This is a genomic window from Rhodoferax sp., from assembly GCF_011391645.1.
Lineage (GTDB): Bacteria > Pseudomonadota > Gammaproteobacteria > Burkholderiales > Burkholderiaceae_C > Rhodoferax.
On record NZ_JAABQC010000005.1, the window covers coordinates 32,462 to 48,779 of the forward strand.

The window sequence follows — 16,318 nt, forward strand, 5'->3', positions numbered from 1 at the left end:
CGAAATCCACGCAACCAACCATTATTGGAAATTTTGTCATGCCGAAAAGAATATTCCTGACACGCTACCTGGTCGAACAGCAACGCCTGGAAGGCCATATTCCGCCCGAGTTGCGCCTGCTGCTTGAGGTGGTGGCGCGCGCCTGCAAACGCATCAGCCAGGCCGTCAACAAGGGCGCTCTGGGCGACGTGATGGGTAGCGCCGAGAGTGAAAACGTGCAGGGCGAAATGCAGAAAAAGCTCGACATCATCGCCAATGAGGTGCTGATCGAAGCCAACGAGTGGGGTGGTCACCTGGCCGCCATGGCCAGCGAGGAAATGGAGGGCATCTACGTGGTGCCCAACCGCTACCCGCAAGGTGAATACCTGCTGATGTTTGACCCGCTGGACGGCTCCAGCAACATTGATGTCAACGTCAGCATTGGCACCATCTTCAGCGTGCTGGTCAAACCCGAAGGCGCGGGCGTGTCGGAGCAGGACTTCTTGCAGCCCGGCACCAAGCAGGTTGCCGCCGGCTACTGCGTGTATGGGCCGCAAACCACGCTGGTGCTTACCGTGGGCGATGGTGTGGCGGTGTTCACACTGGACCGCGAGCAGGGCTCTTTCATCCTGACCGAAGAAGACCTGCGCGTGCCCGAAGACACCAAAGAATTTGCCATCAACATGAGCAATGAGCGCCACTGGGCCACACCCGTGACGCGCTACATTGACGAATGCCTGCAAGGCAAGGACGGCGTGCGGGGCAAAGACTTCAACATGCGCTGGGTCGGCAGCATGGTGGCCGACGTGCACCGCATCCTGACCCGCGGAGGCGTCTTTTTGTACCCATGGGACAAGCGCGAACCCGACAAAGCCGGCAAGCTGCGCCTGATGTACGAAGCCAACCCCATGAGCTGGCTGATCGAGCAGGCCGGCGGCATGGCTACCAACGGCAAGCAGCGCATCATGGAGATCACCCCCACCAAACTGCACGAGCGTGTGAGCGTTTTCATGGGCTCCAAAAACGAGGTGGAACGCGTCACCCGCTACCACAGCGAGCCCTAAGCCGACCGCTATAATCGCGGTCTTTCCAAGCCGGTGTAGCTCAGTCGGTAGAGCAGCTCATTCGTAATGAGAAGGTCGGGTGTTCGATTCATCTCTCCGGCACCAAATGCAGCATTGAAAGCCCGCTATTTAAACGATAGTGGGCTTTTTCTTTGGTGTCGCCATGGCGCCACTGTGCAGCCAGCGCCGGCAGACAGGCAAAAAAGCCCTGCGGGTAGCGCTACAACGTGGCGCCTGGCTTGTTTACCGCGACCGTAGCACCATCTGGTTCTTGTTGATGGTGATGTCGAATTTCGACAGGAACGACTGGCCCAGCAAAACGTCATTTTCGTCACCGCCGCTGATGCCCACGCCCACCCTGACGTTGGTCAGGCTCACCGGGCCAATGGACACATCTACACCGTCCACCACGCGCCCGCGCCGGTCGCCATTGGCTGTTTTGAAGGTGGTTGGCACACCGCCACGGATGAGGGCTTTGTGGGCGAAGGTTTCGCTCACGCTGACCAGCGAAGCCCCGGTATCGACCATGAATTTGGCTTCCCGGCCGTTGATGGCTCCGGTTGTGTAGAAATGTCCGTCATGCGACCGACTGATCACCAGATCGCCGTTGGCGAGCACCTGGACTTGCCTGGGCTTGAGGTAATGCGTCATGCCCATGTAGAGCAGGCCCATCACAACAAACCAAAATACCATCATCGGGATCAGCCCGGTTTTGGTCGGCGACACGGCTTTCGCACCCAGGTTTTGGCGCGAGAAACCAGCAAATTTGCCGCGTGTTTCGTCTATCTGGCGCTGCTTTTCCCGCTCCCGCTGTGCTTCGCGATACCAGTCCCTGTCTTCAACGCCCATGATTCAGTCGATTCCGATAAGTAGTGTGTCCGAACTTTTTTGACTATAGTGGATTTCACACTGCAAATGTCCTGTGGGGTTGAGGTAACAAATGGCAACACGGCCGGCGTCACGGCGCCGGGCGCTCCGGCCCCTGCCTGCCATCAGCGCGCGCCGACAGGTAGGCATACAGGTCCAGAATGTGGGCATTCACGCGGGGCTCGCCTTGCCACACGGGCATGGTGAGCGCCCCCTGCTTGCGCTGCAGGATTTGCTCAATCAGTTCGGCGCGCTCGGCGCTGTCGCCGCCAGCCTTGGCCACCGGAAGACTCCAGTCGTAGCGCGTCAGCACCAGGTTTATGAACTGACGCGCGCTGATCTCGCGCACTCTGGGCAACAGGTCGGGAGCGGCCACCGTGCCAGACGCAGCGGGGCCATGGCAGCCCGAGCACCGGTCCTGAAAGACACGCCAGCCGGTATAGACCGAACCAGGAGGTTGTGACTGCCGTGCCAGTTCTTCGGCGGCCCTCGTGTTTTCCACCTCCAAAGCGCAACCGCCCAGCAGCGAGGCCGACGCGAAGGCCACGCCGCACAACAGGTTCGTTGAAATCATTTTCATGGCCATCACCTTTTTTGTCTGTTCAAGATCGGGTCGATTTTGTGCCGCCTACCTTCTGCTCAATTGAGATTTCTCATTCCTGGCGCAATTGGTCCGGCCTAGCATGTGCCGAAACCCTTCATGAAGGCACACACCATGAACCCAAAACAACTGCTGTTCCACGACGATGCCCGCGCCAAAATTCGCAGCGGCGTGGAGGCGCTGGCCGAGGCCGTCAAGGTGACGCTGGGGCCGCGCGGGCGCACCGTGATTCTGGAGCGCGACTTTGGCCCGCCACAAATCGTGAACTCGGGCGTGCTGGTGGCCAAGTCGATCGAGCTTGAAGACCGCTTTGAGAACATGGGCGCGCAGTTGCTGCGCGAGGTGGCGGCGCGCACCAGCGAGATGGCGGGCGACGGCACCACCACCGCCACGGTGCTGGCCCACGGCATGATCCAGGAAGGTCTGCGCTACCTGGCCGGCGGCATGAACCCGATGGACCTCAAGCGCGGCATCGAATTGGCCATCAGCACCGTGGTGGCCGAGCTCAAAACCATGTCCCGGCCCTGCGCCACGTCGCAGGAAATAGCCCATGTGGCCGCCATATCGGCCAACAATGACAACTCCATTGGCGACCTGCTTGCCAGTGCCATCGACAAGGTGGGGCGCGACGGCGCCATCACCATCGAAGACGGCTCCGGCCTGGAAAGCGTGCTGGAGGTGGTGGAGGGCATGCAGTTCGACCGCGGCTTTTTGTCGCCCTACTTCATCAACGACGCCGAGCGCCAAAGCGCGGTGCTGGAAGACGTGGCGATTTTGTTGTGCGAAGGCCGGCTGTCGTCGCTGAAAGACCTGTTGCCGTTGCTCGAAGAAATCGTCAAGGCCGGCCGGCCCATGCTGGTGATTGCCGAAGACGTGGACAACGACTCGCTGGCAGCGCTGGTCATCAACACCATTCGCGGCACCCTGAAAACCTGCGCCGTCAAGGCGCCTGGCTTTGGCGACCGGCGCAAGGCCATGGTGCAGGACATTGCGGTGCTGACCGGCGGCACCGTGGTGAGCGACGAAGTGGGGCTGACGCTGGCCAAGGTCAAGCTGTCTGACCTGGGACGCGCCACCCGTGCCGAGATCACCAAGGAAGCCACCACGTTGATCGGCGGCGCCGGCAACCCGAAGGCCATCAAGGAGCGCATTGCCACCATTCGCAAGGAACGCGAACTCGCCAGCAGCGACTACGACCGTGAAAAGCTCGACGAGCGAGCCGCCAAGCTGGCCGGCGGTGTGGCCCTGATCAAGGTTGGCGCCGCCACCGAAACCGAGCTGAAAGAGCGCAAGGTGCGGGTGGAAGACGCCCTGCACGCCACCCGCGCGGCGGTTGAAGAAGGCATTGTTCCGGGCGGCGGCGTGGCTTTGCTGCGGGCGCGCCGGGCGCTGGTTAATCTAACCGGCAAGACCCTTGACGAGACCTCGGGCATACGGCTGGTGGCACGCGCGCTGGAAGAACCCTTGCGGCGCATTGTGAGCAATGCCGGTGACGAGCCGTCAGTGGTTCTGAACCGGGTCGACGAGTCTGCCGACCTGGCCTTTGGCTTTAACGCGGCCACGCGCACCTATGGCGACCTGCTGCAGATGGGCGTGATCGACCCGGCCAAGGTGACGCGGCTGGCACTGCAAAACGCGGCGTCAATTGCCAGCCTGATCCTGACCACCGATTGCTTGATTGCCACAGCGCCCAAGCCAGCGCCTGAAATGGGCCAGCCAGGCATGGCGGCTGGCGCTGGCCCCATGTTTTGACATTCACCAAGAAAGGGGAACATCATGGAAAAGAACTGGATTTTGATCGCCAATGGCGAACGGGCACGCTGCTTCGAGCGCGCGCCGGACCACGCACTCACCGAGCTGACCGACTTTGTCTTTCCCCGCGCCAGCCTGTCTGGCCAGGCGGGTGGCGGCGACCTGACAGGCGCGGCCGGCAAGGGGCATGGTCGCACAGGGCACGCCGGCACCCAGTTTGAGCCTCACACCGGCGCGCAAGACAAGGCGCACGGCAGCTTCGCCCGGCAACTGGCCGATTACCTCAACAATGCGGTGGCCACGCAGCGCTGCAGCGCGCTGGTGCTGATTGCCAGCAACCAGATGCTGGGCGAGCTCAAGCCGTGTTTGAGCATTGCGGCGCAAAAAGCAGTGAAACGCAGCCTGGCCAGCGACCTGACCCAGTTCACCGGACCCGAGTTGAAGAAGCGCGTCGATCAGGCGCTGACGCTGCCCTCGCGGTAAACCGCAAATCCCTTGAGCCCAAGCTCCCAGGCCTGTAGCGCGGCGAGTTCAAGCTCCTGCGCGCTGGTGCTTGCGGGCAGACGCACAGTCTTGGAGATGGCGTGGTCCACGCAGGACTGCACCATCGCCATCATGCGCAATTGTTCTTCGGCACTGAAGTCGGCCGCTGTCACCATCTGCGCCGGCAAGACGGCTTTGGCGCCGTGCAATTGCCGGTACTGGCGCACGGCGTCGTCTTCGACCTCGAAGCTGACAGGCTGGCCGTCAGCCCCGCGCACGCTGCGCGTGGCCCTGGCGGCAAAGATGGGCTCGATGCCGCTCGACACATTGTTGGCCAGCAGGCTCATAGTGCCGCTGGGTGCCACCGCCAGCAGGTGGCTGTTGCGAATGCCATGCTCGGCAATGCCGTCCTGCAGCTCATGTGACAGCCCCAGCACGAACGGGCTGGCGCCATATTTGATTTTGTCGAAACCGGGGAAAGCGCCCTTCTCCCTGGCAATCTCGATGGACGTGAGGTAGGCCGTGCCGCGGATCGTGGTCATGATGGCGCGCGCCACAACCACCTGCTCAAGGACGGCGGCCTGGTGTTGAACCACGGCGTCACCTCGACCGACCCGGGCAGCGGAGTGACGCCGCTGGGGGCGGCGAGCTTCATCCAAAGAATATGTTTTTCCCAAAGGCGAGTTGCCGCACAACGAGGCCATTAGCGCACTGGTCAGCGAGAACACCTACCGCGTCTGGCGCATCGACCTGGCGGGCTGCGCCCATGCCTTTGCGCAAAACTGGGTGTCGCTGTACCAGGTGCTGACCTGCAAGGCGGGCAATCAGGAAGCGCTCAACCCGACTCCCTGGTCACGCGCCTACATGTACGCCTGAGGTCTCATGGCCATCCTCTGACCTCTGCGGCGTTCACTTTCGCAAGTTGGTTTGCCTCACTTCGGGCGGTTTGACAAAGGCAATTGACATTTCGCATGCGTGCTGCCGACAAAGAGCCGCCATGGTGAATGGCGTCTTGCACAGGCCGGGCAAGGCTGGCGTTAGCGGTAGCGGCGAATCACCTGGTAGCGTGGCGCCTTGAGGCCGGTCGAGACGACCAGCGCAAAGCCCCGTACCTGCCACCGCACCGGCGCACGCGTGGCGGGTGGCACCGCCGCATCGGCATGGCGCGCCAGCGTGACATGGGGAACAAAGGGCCGGGGGTCAAGTGCCAGCTCAAGCCCGCGCAAAGCCTGCCCGAGCCGGGCACGCAAGTCGCGCAGCGCCGCGGGTGCTTCTGAGGCGCACAGCACCGCCATGCCGTGCGGCCAGAGCCGTGGCTGGTCCAAGACCAGATCAAACGGCTGCAACGGCACGGCCGCGCAGGCGGCAATCGCTTCGACCTGTTCGGTGGCCACATCGCCGATGAAATGCAGCGTGACATGCCAGTCTCCCGGTGCGTATCGGGCGCAGCCCGGCGGCCAGATCCATTGATTTGCATGCGCGACCACCTGCCCGCGGGTGGCATCATCAGGCCAGAGCGCCAAAAAAAGTCGTTGGGTTCGGACGACAACAGGTTGGCCGGATGTCATGGTTTCATTTTGGTCATTCGGGGACATTACAGTATCAGCATTCGCATTTCAAGCAATGCATCCATTCAACCTATCGCGCACGCATGAAACCCCACACCCTCGGCACCTTGCTTGTTTCTCTTCAGTTCGGCACGCTGGGAGCGCTCTGTCTGATGGCCGCCCCTGCACTCATGCGGCAGCCGTTCCAGCCATGGGTCTGGCTGCTGCTTGGCTTGAGCGGGGTGCTTGGCTTGTGGGCGCTGTTGGCCAACCGGCCCGGCAACTTCAACATCAGGCCCACGCCGCACGCCAGCGGCAAGCTGATCGCGCATGGGCCCTACCGCTGGATTCGCCACCCCATGTACACGGCGGTGATGCTGCTTGGCCTGGCCTGCGTCCTGACGCGCGCAGATGTGCTGACCTGGCTACTCTGGGGTGTTTTGTGTCTGGTGCTGGCTACCAAGGCCGTGCTCGAAGAACGCTGGATGATGGCGCTGCATCCGTCCTATGCGCACTACCAGTCGCGCACGCACTGGTTTATTCCGTATCTGTTGTGACAGGCATCAGACTGGCCAGCACCTTGTCCACGCGCTTGCCGTCCAGGTCCACCACTTCGAACAGCCAGCCCTCGCAGGGAATTTGCTCGCCTGTCACCGGCATGTGGCCGCTCACCGCCATCAGCAAGCCGGCCAGGGTGTTGTAGCGGCCGCGCTCCTCCAGCGGCAGATCGTCCATGTCGAGGCGGGCCTTGAGTTCGCTCACCGGCATCATGCCGTCCAGAAGCCAGCTGCCGTCGTCGCGCTGCACCGCCCAGGCTTCGGTCTTGGCGCTGGGTTGCAGTTCGCCGGTGATGGCTTCCAGCAAGTCATGCGGCGTGAGCAGGCCCTGCACCACGCCGTATTCGTCGACAACCAGCACCAGGCGACCCACCTTGGCGCGAAACTGCTCCAGCAGGGTCATGGCACTGAGGGTTTCGGGCACGAAGACGGCCACACTCGCATAGTCCTCCAGCGTGCCCGGCGCAGCCGCCCCCAGTTCGAGCATGTGCGCCACACTGATCTTGCCGACCACATCGTCCAACGAGCCCCGGCACACCGGATACCAGGAATGGGCACGCTGGGCACCGTCGGCACCCACTTTTAGCAGACCCTGCGCCACACTGATGCCGGCATCAAGCCAGTCGATCTCGGCGCGCGGCACCATCAGCGAGGTGAGCTGGCGGTCATCGAGTCCGAACACGTTTTGCACCATCTGATGCTCGTGTTCCTCAATCACGCCGGCGTCGACACCTTCCTCCAAGCTGGCGGTGATTTCTTCTTCGGTCATGGTGCGCGCGGCGTTGGTGTCGATGCGCAGCAGCCTGAGCATGGCGGCGGTCGAGCCCGACAGCAGCTTGACAAACGGACCCGCCGCACGGGCCAGCCACAGCATGGGCCGCGAGACCCAACGCGAGACCTGTTCAGGGTAGAGCTGGCCGATGCGCTTGGGCACCAGTTCGCCAAAAATGATGGTGGTGTACGTGATGATGGTCACCACCAGCGCCGTGGCCGTGATGGCCGCCGCCTTGTCCGACAGGCCCCAGCCCTGCAACCAGGCAGCCAGGCCACCGCTGAACGCCGCCTCGCCCACGATGCCGTTGAGCACCCCAATCGAGGTGATGCCGACCTGCACGGTGGATAAAAACTGGTTCGGGTTGCCAAGCAGCGTGAGGGCGGCCTGCGCGCCTTTGTCACCCTCGTCGGCCATGCCGTTAAGGCGCGATTTGCGGCTGGCGGCCAGCGCAAGTTCCGACATGGCAAAGACACCATTGAGCAGCGTTAAAAAGACAATCAGCAAAAATTCCATAGACCTCAGACGACAATATCGACCATGGCACTTTACCTGATTGGCGACGTGCAAGGCTGCGACAGCGCTTTGCAGGGTTTGTTGGACAAAATTTCTTTCTCACCCAGCAGGGACACACTTTACCTTTTGGGGGATCTGGTCAACCGTGGGCCGGACTCGGCGGGCGTGCTGCGCCGCCTGATGGGTTTTGGCGCCTCGGCGCAATGCCTGCTGGGCAACCATGACTTGCACCTGCTGGCGGCGGCGGTGGGTGCGCGCCGGCCCAGCCGCAAAGACACTTTGGGCGGCGTGCTGCAAGCGCCCGACCGCGAGGCCATGCTGGCCTGGCTGCGCCAGCAACACATGGCATTTTTGCTGGAACACCAAAACCATTCGTACCTGCTGGTGCATGCTGGCGTGCTGCCAACGTGGACAGCAACGCAAACCATGGCGCTGGCGGCTGAGTTTGAGGCCGTGCTGCGCGGCCCCGACCTGGGCGACTTTCTGCATCAGATGTACGGCAACACACCCACCCAATGGCATGACAGCCTGACCGGCATCGAACGCTTGCGAATGATTGTGAACGCCTTGACGCGGCTGCGTTTTTGCACCGCAGAGGGGGTGATGGAATTCGAGACCAATGATGGCGCCCACGCCGCACCAGTCGGTTACCTGCCCTGGTATGACGTGCCAGAGCGCAAAACCCGCGATGTCACGGTGGCATTTGGCCACTGGTCCACCTTGGGCTGGCTGGGACGCGACGACGTGTTCGCACTGGATTCTGGTTGTGTCTGGGGCGGACAGTTAAGCGCGCTGAAACTGGGCACGGGCACGGCAGCGCATGAACTGATTCAGGTGAAGTGCGAGCAGGCACAACGGCCAGAATAATCAGTTGGGGTCAGAGCACGTCGCTGCGCGAGTGGTCTGACCCGCAAGGTTTCAAGTTAAAAATCAGGCCGCCTGAAACAGCGCGGCGACCTTGCGTTTGGTCTTGATGTTGCTGGAAATGGTGCGCACACCCGGGCGTGCAGCAGCGGCTTCCCAGGGGGGTGCAGCTTCTGGCGGCAAGGACGGCTCGTAGGGCTTCTCAAAAAATGGATCCTGCTGCTGCGGGCGGCTGCGGCGGGGTTCAGAGCGTGAGCCACGCGCAAAGTCTTCGGGGCGACGCTGGTCGCTGCCGTCTTCACGGTAAAGCCGGCGGCCGTCATTGATGTGACCCTGCTTGCGAATGTCGGGCAGGTTTTCTTCAAACGCAATGGGCTCCAGCTCGATTTTGGTCTTGAGCAGCTTCTCGATCTCGGTCACCAGGCGCTGGTCGCTCTTGGCGACAAACGTCACCGCCAGCCCGGTGGCGCCAGCACGTCCGGTACGACCAATGCGGTGCACATAATCTTCGGCGTGGAACGGAATGTCAAAATTGAACACAGCCGGCACGTCCTTGATGTCGAGCCCGCGGGCGGCCACATCGGTGCAGACCAGCAGGTCAACTTCGCCGCTCTTGAATGCATCAAGCGCCTTCAGGCGTTCGTCCTGGCTCTTGTCGCCATGCAGCGCCGTGGTCTTGAGGCCCTCATGCTCCAGGGAGCGCGCCAGCTTGGCACAACCCAGCTTGCTGTTGACAAAGACAAAGGCCTGCTTCAAGCCGCGCTGGCGCAGAATCTGGTGCAGGGCGTGGCGCTTGTCCTCACCCTCGACACTGTAAAAATGTTGCTCCACGGTTGACGCGGCTGCGTTGGAGCGCGCCACCTCGATCGTCACCGGGTCTTGCAAATAGCTGCTGGCCAGGCGCTTGATCTCGGGCGAGAACGTGGCCGAGAACAGCAGTGTGGTGCGCTGCTTGGGCAGGTAACTCAAGATGCGCTGCAAATCGGGCAAAAAGCCGATGTCAAGCATGCGGTCGGCTTCATCGAGCACGACGTACTCGACCTGATTGAGCACACAGTTTTTGGCCTCGATGTGGTCCAGCAGGCGACCTGGCGTGGCCACCAACACTTCGACGCCTTTTTTGAGCTCAAGGGTTTGCGGCTTCATGTCCATGCCGCCGAACACCACGGCACTGCGCAGGTTGGTGTACTTGCCGTACAGCTCAACCTGCTCGGCCACCTGCACCGCCAGTTCGCGGGTAGGCAGCAGCACCAGGGCGCGCACCGGGTGGCGCGCAGGCGAGGTCGAGGCGTTTTCGTGCTGGAGCATGCGTTGCATCAGCGGCAAGGCGAAGGCCGCTGTTTTGCCGGTGCCAGTCTGGGCGGCACCCATCACGTCGCGGCCCTGCAGCACCACGGGGATGGCTTGGGCCTGGATCGGGGTCATCGTCTCGTAACCCATCTCGGCCACCGCGCGGGCCAGAGGTGCGGCCAATTGCAACTGGGCAAAGGCCATGGTGGGGGTGTCAGAGTTCAGTTCAGCGGAAAATTCAGGGGTCAGATCGGTCATTCAATGCCAGGTTCAGATGCTATCGATCCGATAGCTGGGACTGCCCCCAAGGCAGGGGACAAAACCCTTATTATCCTACAACCCTCACAATTGACGCGCAGAGAAGGTATCACAACCCTTGACACTGCCGTTTTTAAGACCCGTGTCGAACCAGCGCTGACGCTGCGCGCTGGTGCCATGGGTAAAACTGTCGGGCACCACCTGCCCGGCACCGGCGCGCTGCAAGGCGTCATCGCCAATCTTGGCGGCGGCGTTCATGGCCTCTTCCACATCGCCCTGCTCCAGCAACTGGCGCGCCGCCTGTGCATGGTTGGCCCAGACACCAGAAAAGCAGTCTGCCTGCAGTTCCAGCCGCACGCTCAAGGCGTTGTACTCGGTTTGGCTGACGCGGCCACGCATCTGCTCCATCTTGGTGGTGATACCCATCAGGTTTTGCACATGGTGGCCCACCTCGTGCGCAATCACATAAGCCTGGGCAAAGTCGCCGGGCGCGCCCAACTGGTTTTTAAGGGTTTCGTAGAAGTCAAGGTCAATGTAGACACTCTGGTCGGCCGGGCAGTAAAACGGCCCCATCGCGGCCTGCCCCTGCCCGCAGGCCGTAGACGTCATGCCGCGAAAAAGCACCAGCTTGGGCTCCCGGTAAGTTGCCCCGCCCCGGGTGAAAACGTCTTTCCAGACGTCCTCGGTGTCGGCCAGCACCGTGGACACAAACGCCGCCATGCGGTCATCTGCCGGGGGTTTCTGCGCCGGCGCCGACTGGGTCTGCGATTCCGGACTGCCGCCGGTGAGCACATTGAGCACCGTGACAGGACTGATCCCAAGAAAATACGACACCACCAGCGCAATGGCCACGGAGCCCAGGCCAATACTGCGACCACCCACTCTGCCACCACCCCCGCCGCTGCGGCGATCCTCGACATTGTCCGACTGACGGTTGCCTTCCCATTTCATGGCTGCGCTCCTTGAGGGCTCATGCCTTGGGCAGCGTCACGCCGCGCTGGCCCTGGTACTTGCCGCCACGATCCTTGTAGCTGGTCTCGCACTCTTCATCGCTCTCAAAAAACAAAACCTGGGCGCAGCCTTCCCCAGCGTAGATCTTGGCCGGCAAAGGGGTGGTGTTGCTGAATTCAAGCGTCACATAACCCTCCCACTCGGGCTCGAACGGGGTCACGTTGACGATGATGCCGCAGCGCGCATAGGTGCTTTTTCCCAGGCAGATGGTGAGCACATTGCGCGGAATCCGGAAATACTCAAGGGTGCGCGCCAAGGCAAAACTGTTGGGAGGGATGATGCAAACATCAGAATTGAAGTCAACAAAGCTCTTTTCGTCAAAGTTCTTTGGGTCCACCACGGTGCTGTGGATGTTGGTGAAGACCTTGAACTCGGGCGCGCAGCGGATGTCGTAACCGTAGCTGCTGGTGCCGTAACTGACGATTTTGTTGCCGACCGCATCCTGGCGAATCTGGCCGGGCTCAAAGGGCTCGATCATGCCGTGCTGCTCGGCCATGCGGCGGATCCATTTATCGCTTTTAATCGTCATTGGGGTCAACTCCTGGGGTTGGCGCGATTGTAAGCAGGCGAAATCGGCCTACTCTTTTCGCACCCGCACCGGCTGCCCGTCGCCGATCATGCTGCCGGGATAAAGCAGCACGATCTCGCCCTCGCGCAGGCCATCTTTCAGCCAGGCCACATCGGCATTGCGGTCATTGAGCTGCACCGCCCGGGTGCGGGCGCGCCCTGCTTCCATCACAAACACGCGCCACTGCGCAGCGTCGCGCACCAGCGCGGCAGTGGGCACCAGCAAGGCATTGGCCTGCCTGAACAGCGTGATGCGGGCATCCACCCGAAAACCGTCGCCGAGGCGCTGCGCCTCGGGCGCGGCCGATTCCAGGCTCACCAGCACATTCACGCGCTGCTCCTCGATGCCCAGGGCCGACACCTTGGTGAACGCCACCGGCTCGACACGTGTGACCTGCCCCGCCAGCGCCGGCGCGCCACTGCCTGGCGACAGTGCCACCTGCGCGCCCGGCTGAATCTGCCGCGCCTCGCCCGACAGCACATCGATCACCGCCTCCAGGGCTGCGGTGTTGCCAATGTCCAGCAACGGCTGGCCGGCCGTCACCGTGACGGCGCTGTCGTGGTGCAGCTTGATCACCTGCCCGTCCACCGGGCTTTTCAGTTCCCAGCGGCCTCTTGAGCGCCCGGCCTCGTTTGGCTCGGCGCGGGCCAGGGCGGCGCGTGCCTCGGCCAGCGCATAGTCGGCCATGCCCTGCTCGGCCTGCGCGGCGCTTAGCGCCTGCTGCGCCGCCTGGCGGGCCAGCACGGCCTGGTCGCGTGCCGACGCGGAGATGAAATTGTCTTGCGCCAGTTTGGCCGCCCGCTCGGCTTCGAGCGCGGCCTGCGCCAGCGCGGTCTGCGCCCTTTGCACCTGCGCGCCAGCCGCTCGGCGCGCGGCGTCAAAGCTGCCCACACGCTGCTGCAGCACGGTGCGCGTGCGCGCGTCGATCATCTGCGGTGCCGCCGGCTCCAGGATGGCCACCACGTCACCTGAGCGCACGGCATCACCCACCTTGAGCGTGGGCCGCAGCAAGGCGGCCTGCGTGGGCGCGGTGATGATGTAGCGATTTTTCAGGCGCAGGCGGCCATCTTCTTCGATGACCTGCTCAAAGGTGCCGGTGGCCACGGTGGCCACCTCCACCAGCAGCGCGCGCGGCCGGTAAACCGCATAGACCAGCGCGGCGGCCGCTGCCAGCAGCAGCGCCGCAGCGATCCAGCGCGCGTATTTTTTGCGTGGAGTTTTCTCGTTCATTCGCGTACCTTTAAAACAGCAACCAGGTCCAGCCGGTCAATCTGCCGGCGCACCAGCAGCGCGCTGGCAATGCCGGCCCCCAGCACAATGAGCGCCGCCGACGCGTAGGTGGACGGCTCGATGATGACCGGGAAGTCGATGCTGTCGGACGACATCAGCTGCATCATCAGCGACGCCAGCCCCCAGCCCGCCAGCAGGCCGATGGGCAGGGCCAGCAGCAGCTCGGCACCCAGCTCGGCCAGCAGCAGCACCGACACCTCGGCGCGCGTCATGCCCAGCACGCGCAGGCTCGCCAGCTCCCAGGCGCGCTCCGACAGCGAAATGCGCGCCGCGTTGTAGATGATGCCCACCGCCATGGCGACCGCAAACAGCGTCAGGATGCCGCTGAAAATGCCCATGTTGCGCGAGGTGGTCTTGTTGAAGTTGGCCATCGAGCCGGCCTTGTCGAACACCGAATTGATCACCGGGGCGGCCTTGACCGCCTCCCAGAACGCGCCCATGGCCAGCGGGTCAACCCGCAGCGCGGCGTCGGCCACGCCGTCGCCATCACGCGCCAGCCGGTTCATGGCGTCCAGGTTCATGTAGAGCAGCTTGCCAAACATGGTCTGAACGATATCAACCACCTCGACCTCGGTTTGCCTCTGGTTCCAGAGTCGGAATTCAAGCGCGATGCGGTTGCCCACGCGCGCGCCAAGCTGACGCGCCAGCATGGCCGACAGCACCACGCCGTGCGCCGGCAGGTCGACCGCGCCGCGCTGCTCGTCGACCACGCGCATCAGTTGGGCGCCGGCGCGGAAACCCATGAGCGCCGTGTCTTCACTGCGGCCGCCAAAACGCACGCGCACCGGCTCGGTTCGGTAGGGTTCGGCACTGATCACGCCGGGCAGGCGCCGCAGGTCTTGCACCACGCCCGGCGGCACCGGCCGGTGAAAGTTGACCAGCACATCGCCCTGCTGCACCTGGCGAAATTGCACGTCCACGATATGGGCAATGGCGTCGAGCCAGAACGCGCCCGAGATCTGCAGCGCCACCGCCAGCGCAATGCCGGTCACGGTGAAGGCGGCGCGCAGCGGGCGGCGCTCAAAATTCCGGATCACCATCATGGCCCCGGTGCTGACAAAGCGGCCCAAGCCCAGATGCTCGATCAGCGTGGGCCGGTAGGCCGGCGGCGACGGCGGCTGCATGGCCTGCGCCGGGCGCAGGCGCACCACCGCGCGAATTGCCGTCCAGGTGCCAAGGGCAGCGGCCACGCCGGCGATCAGGGCCGACGCAAAAATCAGCCAGGGACGGGTCACGTAGGCCAGCTGGTTGAAGCGGAACACCTCGTCGTACAAGCCCAGCATGCCCTGCCCGATCAGCACGCTCAAAGCCAGCCCGGCCGCCACGCCCAGGCCGGCGATGGCAAAGGCAAGCTGGATGTAGTGCCAGGCGATGGCGCCGTCGGTGTAGCCCAGCGCCTTGAGGGCGGCAATCTGGCTGCGCTGCGTGGCCACCTGGCGACTCAGCACCACGTTGAGGATGAACATCGCCACGGCCAGAAAGATCGACGGCAGCACGGTGCCCATCACCTTGAGCTGCGACAACTCGTCGGCCACGATCTTGTAAGACAACTGCTTGTCGCGCCCGACCGCGCCAATCGCGCCGTAGGCTTCGAGCAGCTGGTCGACACGCTCCAGCACCGGCGCCAAAGCCACCCCGGCGTCCAGCCGCAGCGATGCCTGGTTGAAGGCGCCCTGCATGTCAAAGGCCTCCGTCATGCGCGCAGCGTCGATCCACCAGATGCCAAACTGCTGGTCGTCCGGCGCGCCGCCTTGCGATGCAAAGACGTACTCGGGCGATGCCACCGTGCCCACCAGAAAGATGCGCTCGCGTTTGCCGTTCAGGATGGCGTGCACGGTGTCGCCGGGGTTCAGGCCGCGCGCTGCGGCAAAACGGTCGCTGACCAATGCCTCCAGCGCGTCGCCCTGCTCGGGCCAGCGCCCGCGCTTGAGCGTGAGCGCATTGAGCCCCTGGCGGTTGGCATGCAGACGCGCTAGATCAACACCGATGAAGCGCCCGGTGACGGGTGGCGCCACGCTGGGCAGACCGATCTGCGCGTCGAACACCACGTCGAGCTTGACCTCGGCCACCCCGTCCAGCGCGGCGAGGCGCTCGCGCAGGTGCACCGGCGCGCGCTTGACGCTGGCAAACACGTCGGCCAACCGGTTGTCGCGGTAGAACGCGTCACGCGAGCCCTTGAGCGATTCGTGCACCGACAACATGCCGACAAAACCGGCCACGCCAATTGCCACCACCAGCGCAATGGTTGCCGCCTGCGCGCGCAGCCGGGTGAGGTCGCGCCAGAGCTTGATGTGGAGGGCTTTCATTTCGCGCTCACCAGTTCAGGCTGGACGCCGCCACCTTGTGCGTGTTGACGCGGGTCTCGACAATGCGGCCGTCGGCCAGCCGCAACACGCGGTCGGCCATGTCGGCAATCGGGGCGTTGTGGGTGATCACGATGGTGGTGGTGCCCAGCGTGCGGTTCACCTGCTCAATGGCCTGCAACACCATGACACCGGTGGCGCAGTCGAGCGCGCCGGTGGGCTCATCGCACAACAACACCTCGGGCTGCTTGGCAATGGCGCGCGCGATCGCCACGCGCTGCTGCTCGCCGCCCGAGAGCTGCGACACAAAGTGGTTCTGGCGCACCGCCAGGCCCACCAGCGCCAGCGCGTCTTCGGGTTTCATCGGGTCGTCGGCCAGGTCGGTCACCAGCGCCACGTTTTCACGCGCCGTCAGGCTCGGGATCAGGTTGTAGAACTGGAACACAAAACCCACATGCTCGCGCCGGTAACGCGTCAGCTCGGCATCATCGGCGCCAATGAGTTCGTGCGAATGACCCGCATAATTCCAGCACGCCGAACCGCTGGTGGCCGAGTCCAGGCCGCCCAGAATGTTGAGCAGGGTCGACTTGCCGCAG

Annotated in this window: 17 protein-coding genes and 1 tRNA gene; 7 read left to right on the plus strand and 11 right to left on the minus strand. The window is 63.4% G+C overall.

Annotation, left to right across the window (positions count from 1 at the left end):
• Positions 1–38: 38 nt before the first annotated feature.
• Complete coding sequence (locus tag GPS82_RS01530; protein WP_296490365.1) at positions 39–1,043, plus strand: class 1 fructose-bisphosphatase; 1,005 nt, start codon at positions 39–41, stop codon at positions 1,041–1,043.
• Between the two features lie 29 nt (positions 1,044–1,072).
• A tRNA-Thr gene (locus tag GPS82_RS01535) sits at positions 1,073–1,148 on the plus strand.
• Between the two features lie 138 nt (positions 1,149–1,286).
• Here GPS82_RS01535 and GPS82_RS01540 read toward each other — a convergent pair.
• Both GPS82_RS01540 and GPS82_RS01545 read right to left on the minus strand, forming a co-directional pair.
• Complete coding sequence (locus tag GPS82_RS01540) at positions 1,287–1,892, minus strand: TIGR02281 family clan AA aspartic protease (RefSeq protein ID WP_296490366.1); 606 nt, start codon at positions 1,890–1,892, stop codon at positions 1,287–1,289.
• Between the two features lie 109 nt (positions 1,893–2,001).
• Positions 2,002–2,490 (minus strand): hypothetical protein, encoded by a 489-nt coding sequence (locus tag GPS82_RS01545; protein WP_296490367.1) that lies wholly within the window; start codon positions 2,488–2,490, stop codon positions 2,002–2,004.
• Positions 2,491–2,625: 135 nt separating this feature from the next.
• On the opposite strand from GPS82_RS01545, the gene groL reads away from it, so the two are divergent.
• Complete coding sequence (gene groL, locus GPS82_RS01550; protein ID WP_296490368.1) at positions 2,626–4,263, plus strand: chaperonin GroEL; 1,638 nt, start codon at positions 2,626–2,628, stop codon at positions 4,261–4,263.
• Between the two features lie 24 nt (positions 4,264–4,287).
• A complete protein-coding gene (locus tag GPS82_RS01555) occupies positions 4,288–4,746 on the plus strand; it encodes a host attachment protein (RefSeq protein ID WP_296490369.1) in 459 nt (152 codons plus the stop codon).
• On the opposite strand, the gene GPS82_RS01560 is transcribed toward GPS82_RS01555, so the two are convergent.
• Positions 4,719–5,342, minus strand: a complete 624-nt coding sequence (locus tag GPS82_RS01560) for a hypothetical protein (protein ID WP_296490370.1) — start codon at positions 5,340–5,342, stop codon at positions 4,719–4,721. The genes GPS82_RS01555 and GPS82_RS01560 overlap by 28 nt on opposite strands.
• A gap of 88 nt (positions 5,343–5,430) precedes the next feature.
• Here GPS82_RS01560 and GPS82_RS01565 point away from each other — a divergent pair, with 88 nt between their 5' ends.
• Entirely contained in the window at positions 5,431–5,622 is a 192-nt protein-coding gene (locus GPS82_RS01565) for a class I SAM-dependent methyltransferase (RefSeq protein WP_296490371.1), read from the plus strand.
• 161 nt (positions 5,623–5,783) lie between these two features.
• On the opposite strand, the gene thpR is transcribed toward GPS82_RS01565, so the two are convergent.
• A complete protein-coding gene (gene thpR / locus GPS82_RS01570) occupies positions 5,784–6,314 on the minus strand; it encodes an RNA 2',3'-cyclic phosphodiesterase (protein WP_296490373.1) in 531 nt (176 codons plus the stop codon).
• A gap of 83 nt (positions 6,315–6,397) precedes the next feature.
• Between thpR and GPS82_RS01575 the strand changes: the two genes are divergently transcribed.
• On the plus strand, positions 6,398–6,850 hold the full coding sequence (locus tag GPS82_RS01575; protein ID WP_296490374.1) for a methyltransferase: 453 nt from the start codon (positions 6,398–6,400) through the stop codon (positions 6,848–6,850).
• On the opposite strand, the gene GPS82_RS01580 is transcribed toward GPS82_RS01575, so the two are convergent.
• Positions 6,831–8,138: a hemolysin family protein gene (locus tag GPS82_RS01580; protein ID WP_296490375.1), complete on the minus strand. Its 1,308-nt coding sequence runs from the start codon at positions 8,136–8,138 to the stop codon at positions 6,831–6,833. The two genes, GPS82_RS01575 and GPS82_RS01580, sit on opposite strands and share 20 nt — an antisense overlap.
• Before the next feature lie 24 nt (positions 8,139–8,162).
• Here GPS82_RS01580 and GPS82_RS01585 point away from each other — a divergent pair, with 24 nt between their 5' ends.
• A complete protein-coding gene (locus GPS82_RS01585; RefSeq protein ID WP_296490376.1) occupies positions 8,163–9,005 on the plus strand; it encodes a symmetrical bis(5'-nucleosyl)-tetraphosphatase in 843 nt (280 codons plus the stop codon).
• Positions 9,006–9,068: 63 nt separating this feature from the next.
• On the opposite strand, the gene GPS82_RS01590 is transcribed toward GPS82_RS01585, so the two are convergent.
• From GPS82_RS01590 to GPS82_RS01615, 6 genes are all read right to left on the minus strand, one after another.
• Positions 9,069–10,550, minus strand: coding sequence for a DEAD/DEAH box helicase (locus tag GPS82_RS01590; RefSeq protein ID WP_296490377.1), 1,482 nt, complete (start codon positions 10,548–10,550; stop codon positions 9,069–9,071).
• Between the two features lie 84 nt (positions 10,551–10,634).
• Entirely contained in the window at positions 10,635–11,501 is an 867-nt protein-coding gene (locus tag GPS82_RS01595; protein ID WP_296490378.1) for a neutral zinc metallopeptidase, read from the minus strand.
• Between the two features lie 19 nt (positions 11,502–11,520).
• Positions 11,521–12,090, minus strand: a complete 570-nt coding sequence (dcd, locus tag GPS82_RS01600; protein WP_296490380.1) for a dCTP deaminase — start codon at positions 12,088–12,090, stop codon at positions 11,521–11,523.
• Between the two features lie 48 nt (positions 12,091–12,138).
• Positions 12,139–13,359 carry an HlyD family efflux transporter periplasmic adaptor subunit gene (locus GPS82_RS01605; RefSeq protein WP_296490382.1) on the minus strand — a complete coding sequence of 407 codons (1,221 nt, stop codon included), beginning with the start codon at positions 13,357–13,359 and terminating at the stop codon, positions 12,139–12,141.
• On the minus strand, positions 13,356–15,725 hold the full coding sequence (locus tag GPS82_RS01610) for an FtsX-like permease family protein (RefSeq protein WP_296490384.1): 2,370 nt from the start codon (positions 15,723–15,725) through the stop codon (positions 13,356–13,358). Before GPS82_RS01610 ends, GPS82_RS01605 begins: the two co-directional genes overlap by 4 nt.
• 7 nt (positions 15,726–15,732) lie before the next feature.
• Positions 15,733–16,318, minus strand: a 586-nt coding sequence (locus GPS82_RS01615; RefSeq protein WP_296490386.1) for an ABC transporter ATP-binding protein, incomplete at its 5' end; no start/stop codon positions are given.

Bases quoted from the DNA above. Each gene is read 5' to 3' on its own strand.
- dcd (WP_296490380.1), bottom strand. From the start codon at position 12,090: ATGACGATTAAAAGCGATAAATGGATCCGCCGCATGGCCGAGCAGCAC.
- GPS82_RS01540 (WP_296490366.1), bottom strand. From the start codon at position 1,892: ATGGGCGTTGAAGACAGGGACTGGTATCGCGAAGCACAGCGGGAGCGG.
- GPS82_RS01595 (WP_296490378.1), bottom strand. From the start codon at position 11,501: ATGAAATGGGAAGGCAACCGTCAGTCGGACAATGTCGAGGATCGCCGC.
- GPS82_RS01555 (WP_296490369.1), top strand. From the start codon at position 4,288: ATGGAAAAGAACTGGATTTTGATCGCCAATGGCGAACGGGCACGCTGC.
- GPS82_RS01610 (WP_296490384.1), bottom strand. From the start codon at position 15,725: ATGAAAGCCCTCCACATCAAGCTCTGGCGCGACCTCACCCGGCTGCGC.
- groL (WP_296490368.1), top strand. From the start codon at position 2,626: ATGAACCCAAAACAACTGCTGTTCCACGACGATGCCCGCGCCAAAATT.
- GPS82_RS01605 (WP_296490382.1), bottom strand. From the start codon at position 13,359: ATGAACGAGAAAACTCCACGCAAAAAATACGCGCGCTGGATCGCTGCG.
- GPS82_RS01530 (WP_296490365.1), top strand. From the start codon at position 39: ATGCCGAAAAGAATATTCCTGACACGCTACCTGGTCGAACAGCAACGC.
- GPS82_RS01580 (WP_296490375.1), bottom strand. From the start codon at position 8,138: ATGGAATTTTTGCTGATTGTCTTTTTAACGCTGCTCAATGGTGTCTTT.
- GPS82_RS01545 (WP_296490367.1), bottom strand. From the start codon at position 2,490: ATGAAAATGATTTCAACGAACCTGTTGTGCGGCGTGGCCTTCGCGTCG.
- GPS82_RS01575 (WP_296490374.1), top strand. From the start codon at position 6,398: ATGAAACCCCACACCCTCGGCACCTTGCTTGTTTCTCTTCAGTTCGGC.
- GPS82_RS01585 (WP_296490376.1), top strand. From the start codon at position 8,163: ATGGCACTTTACCTGATTGGCGACGTGCAAGGCTGCGACAGCGCTTTG.
- GPS82_RS01590 (WP_296490377.1), bottom strand. From the start codon at position 10,550: ATGACCGATCTGACCCCTGAATTTTCCGCTGAACTGAACTCTGACACC.
- thpR (WP_296490373.1), bottom strand. From the start codon at position 6,314: ATGACATCCGGCCAACCTGTTGTCGTCCGAACCCAACGACTTTTTTTG.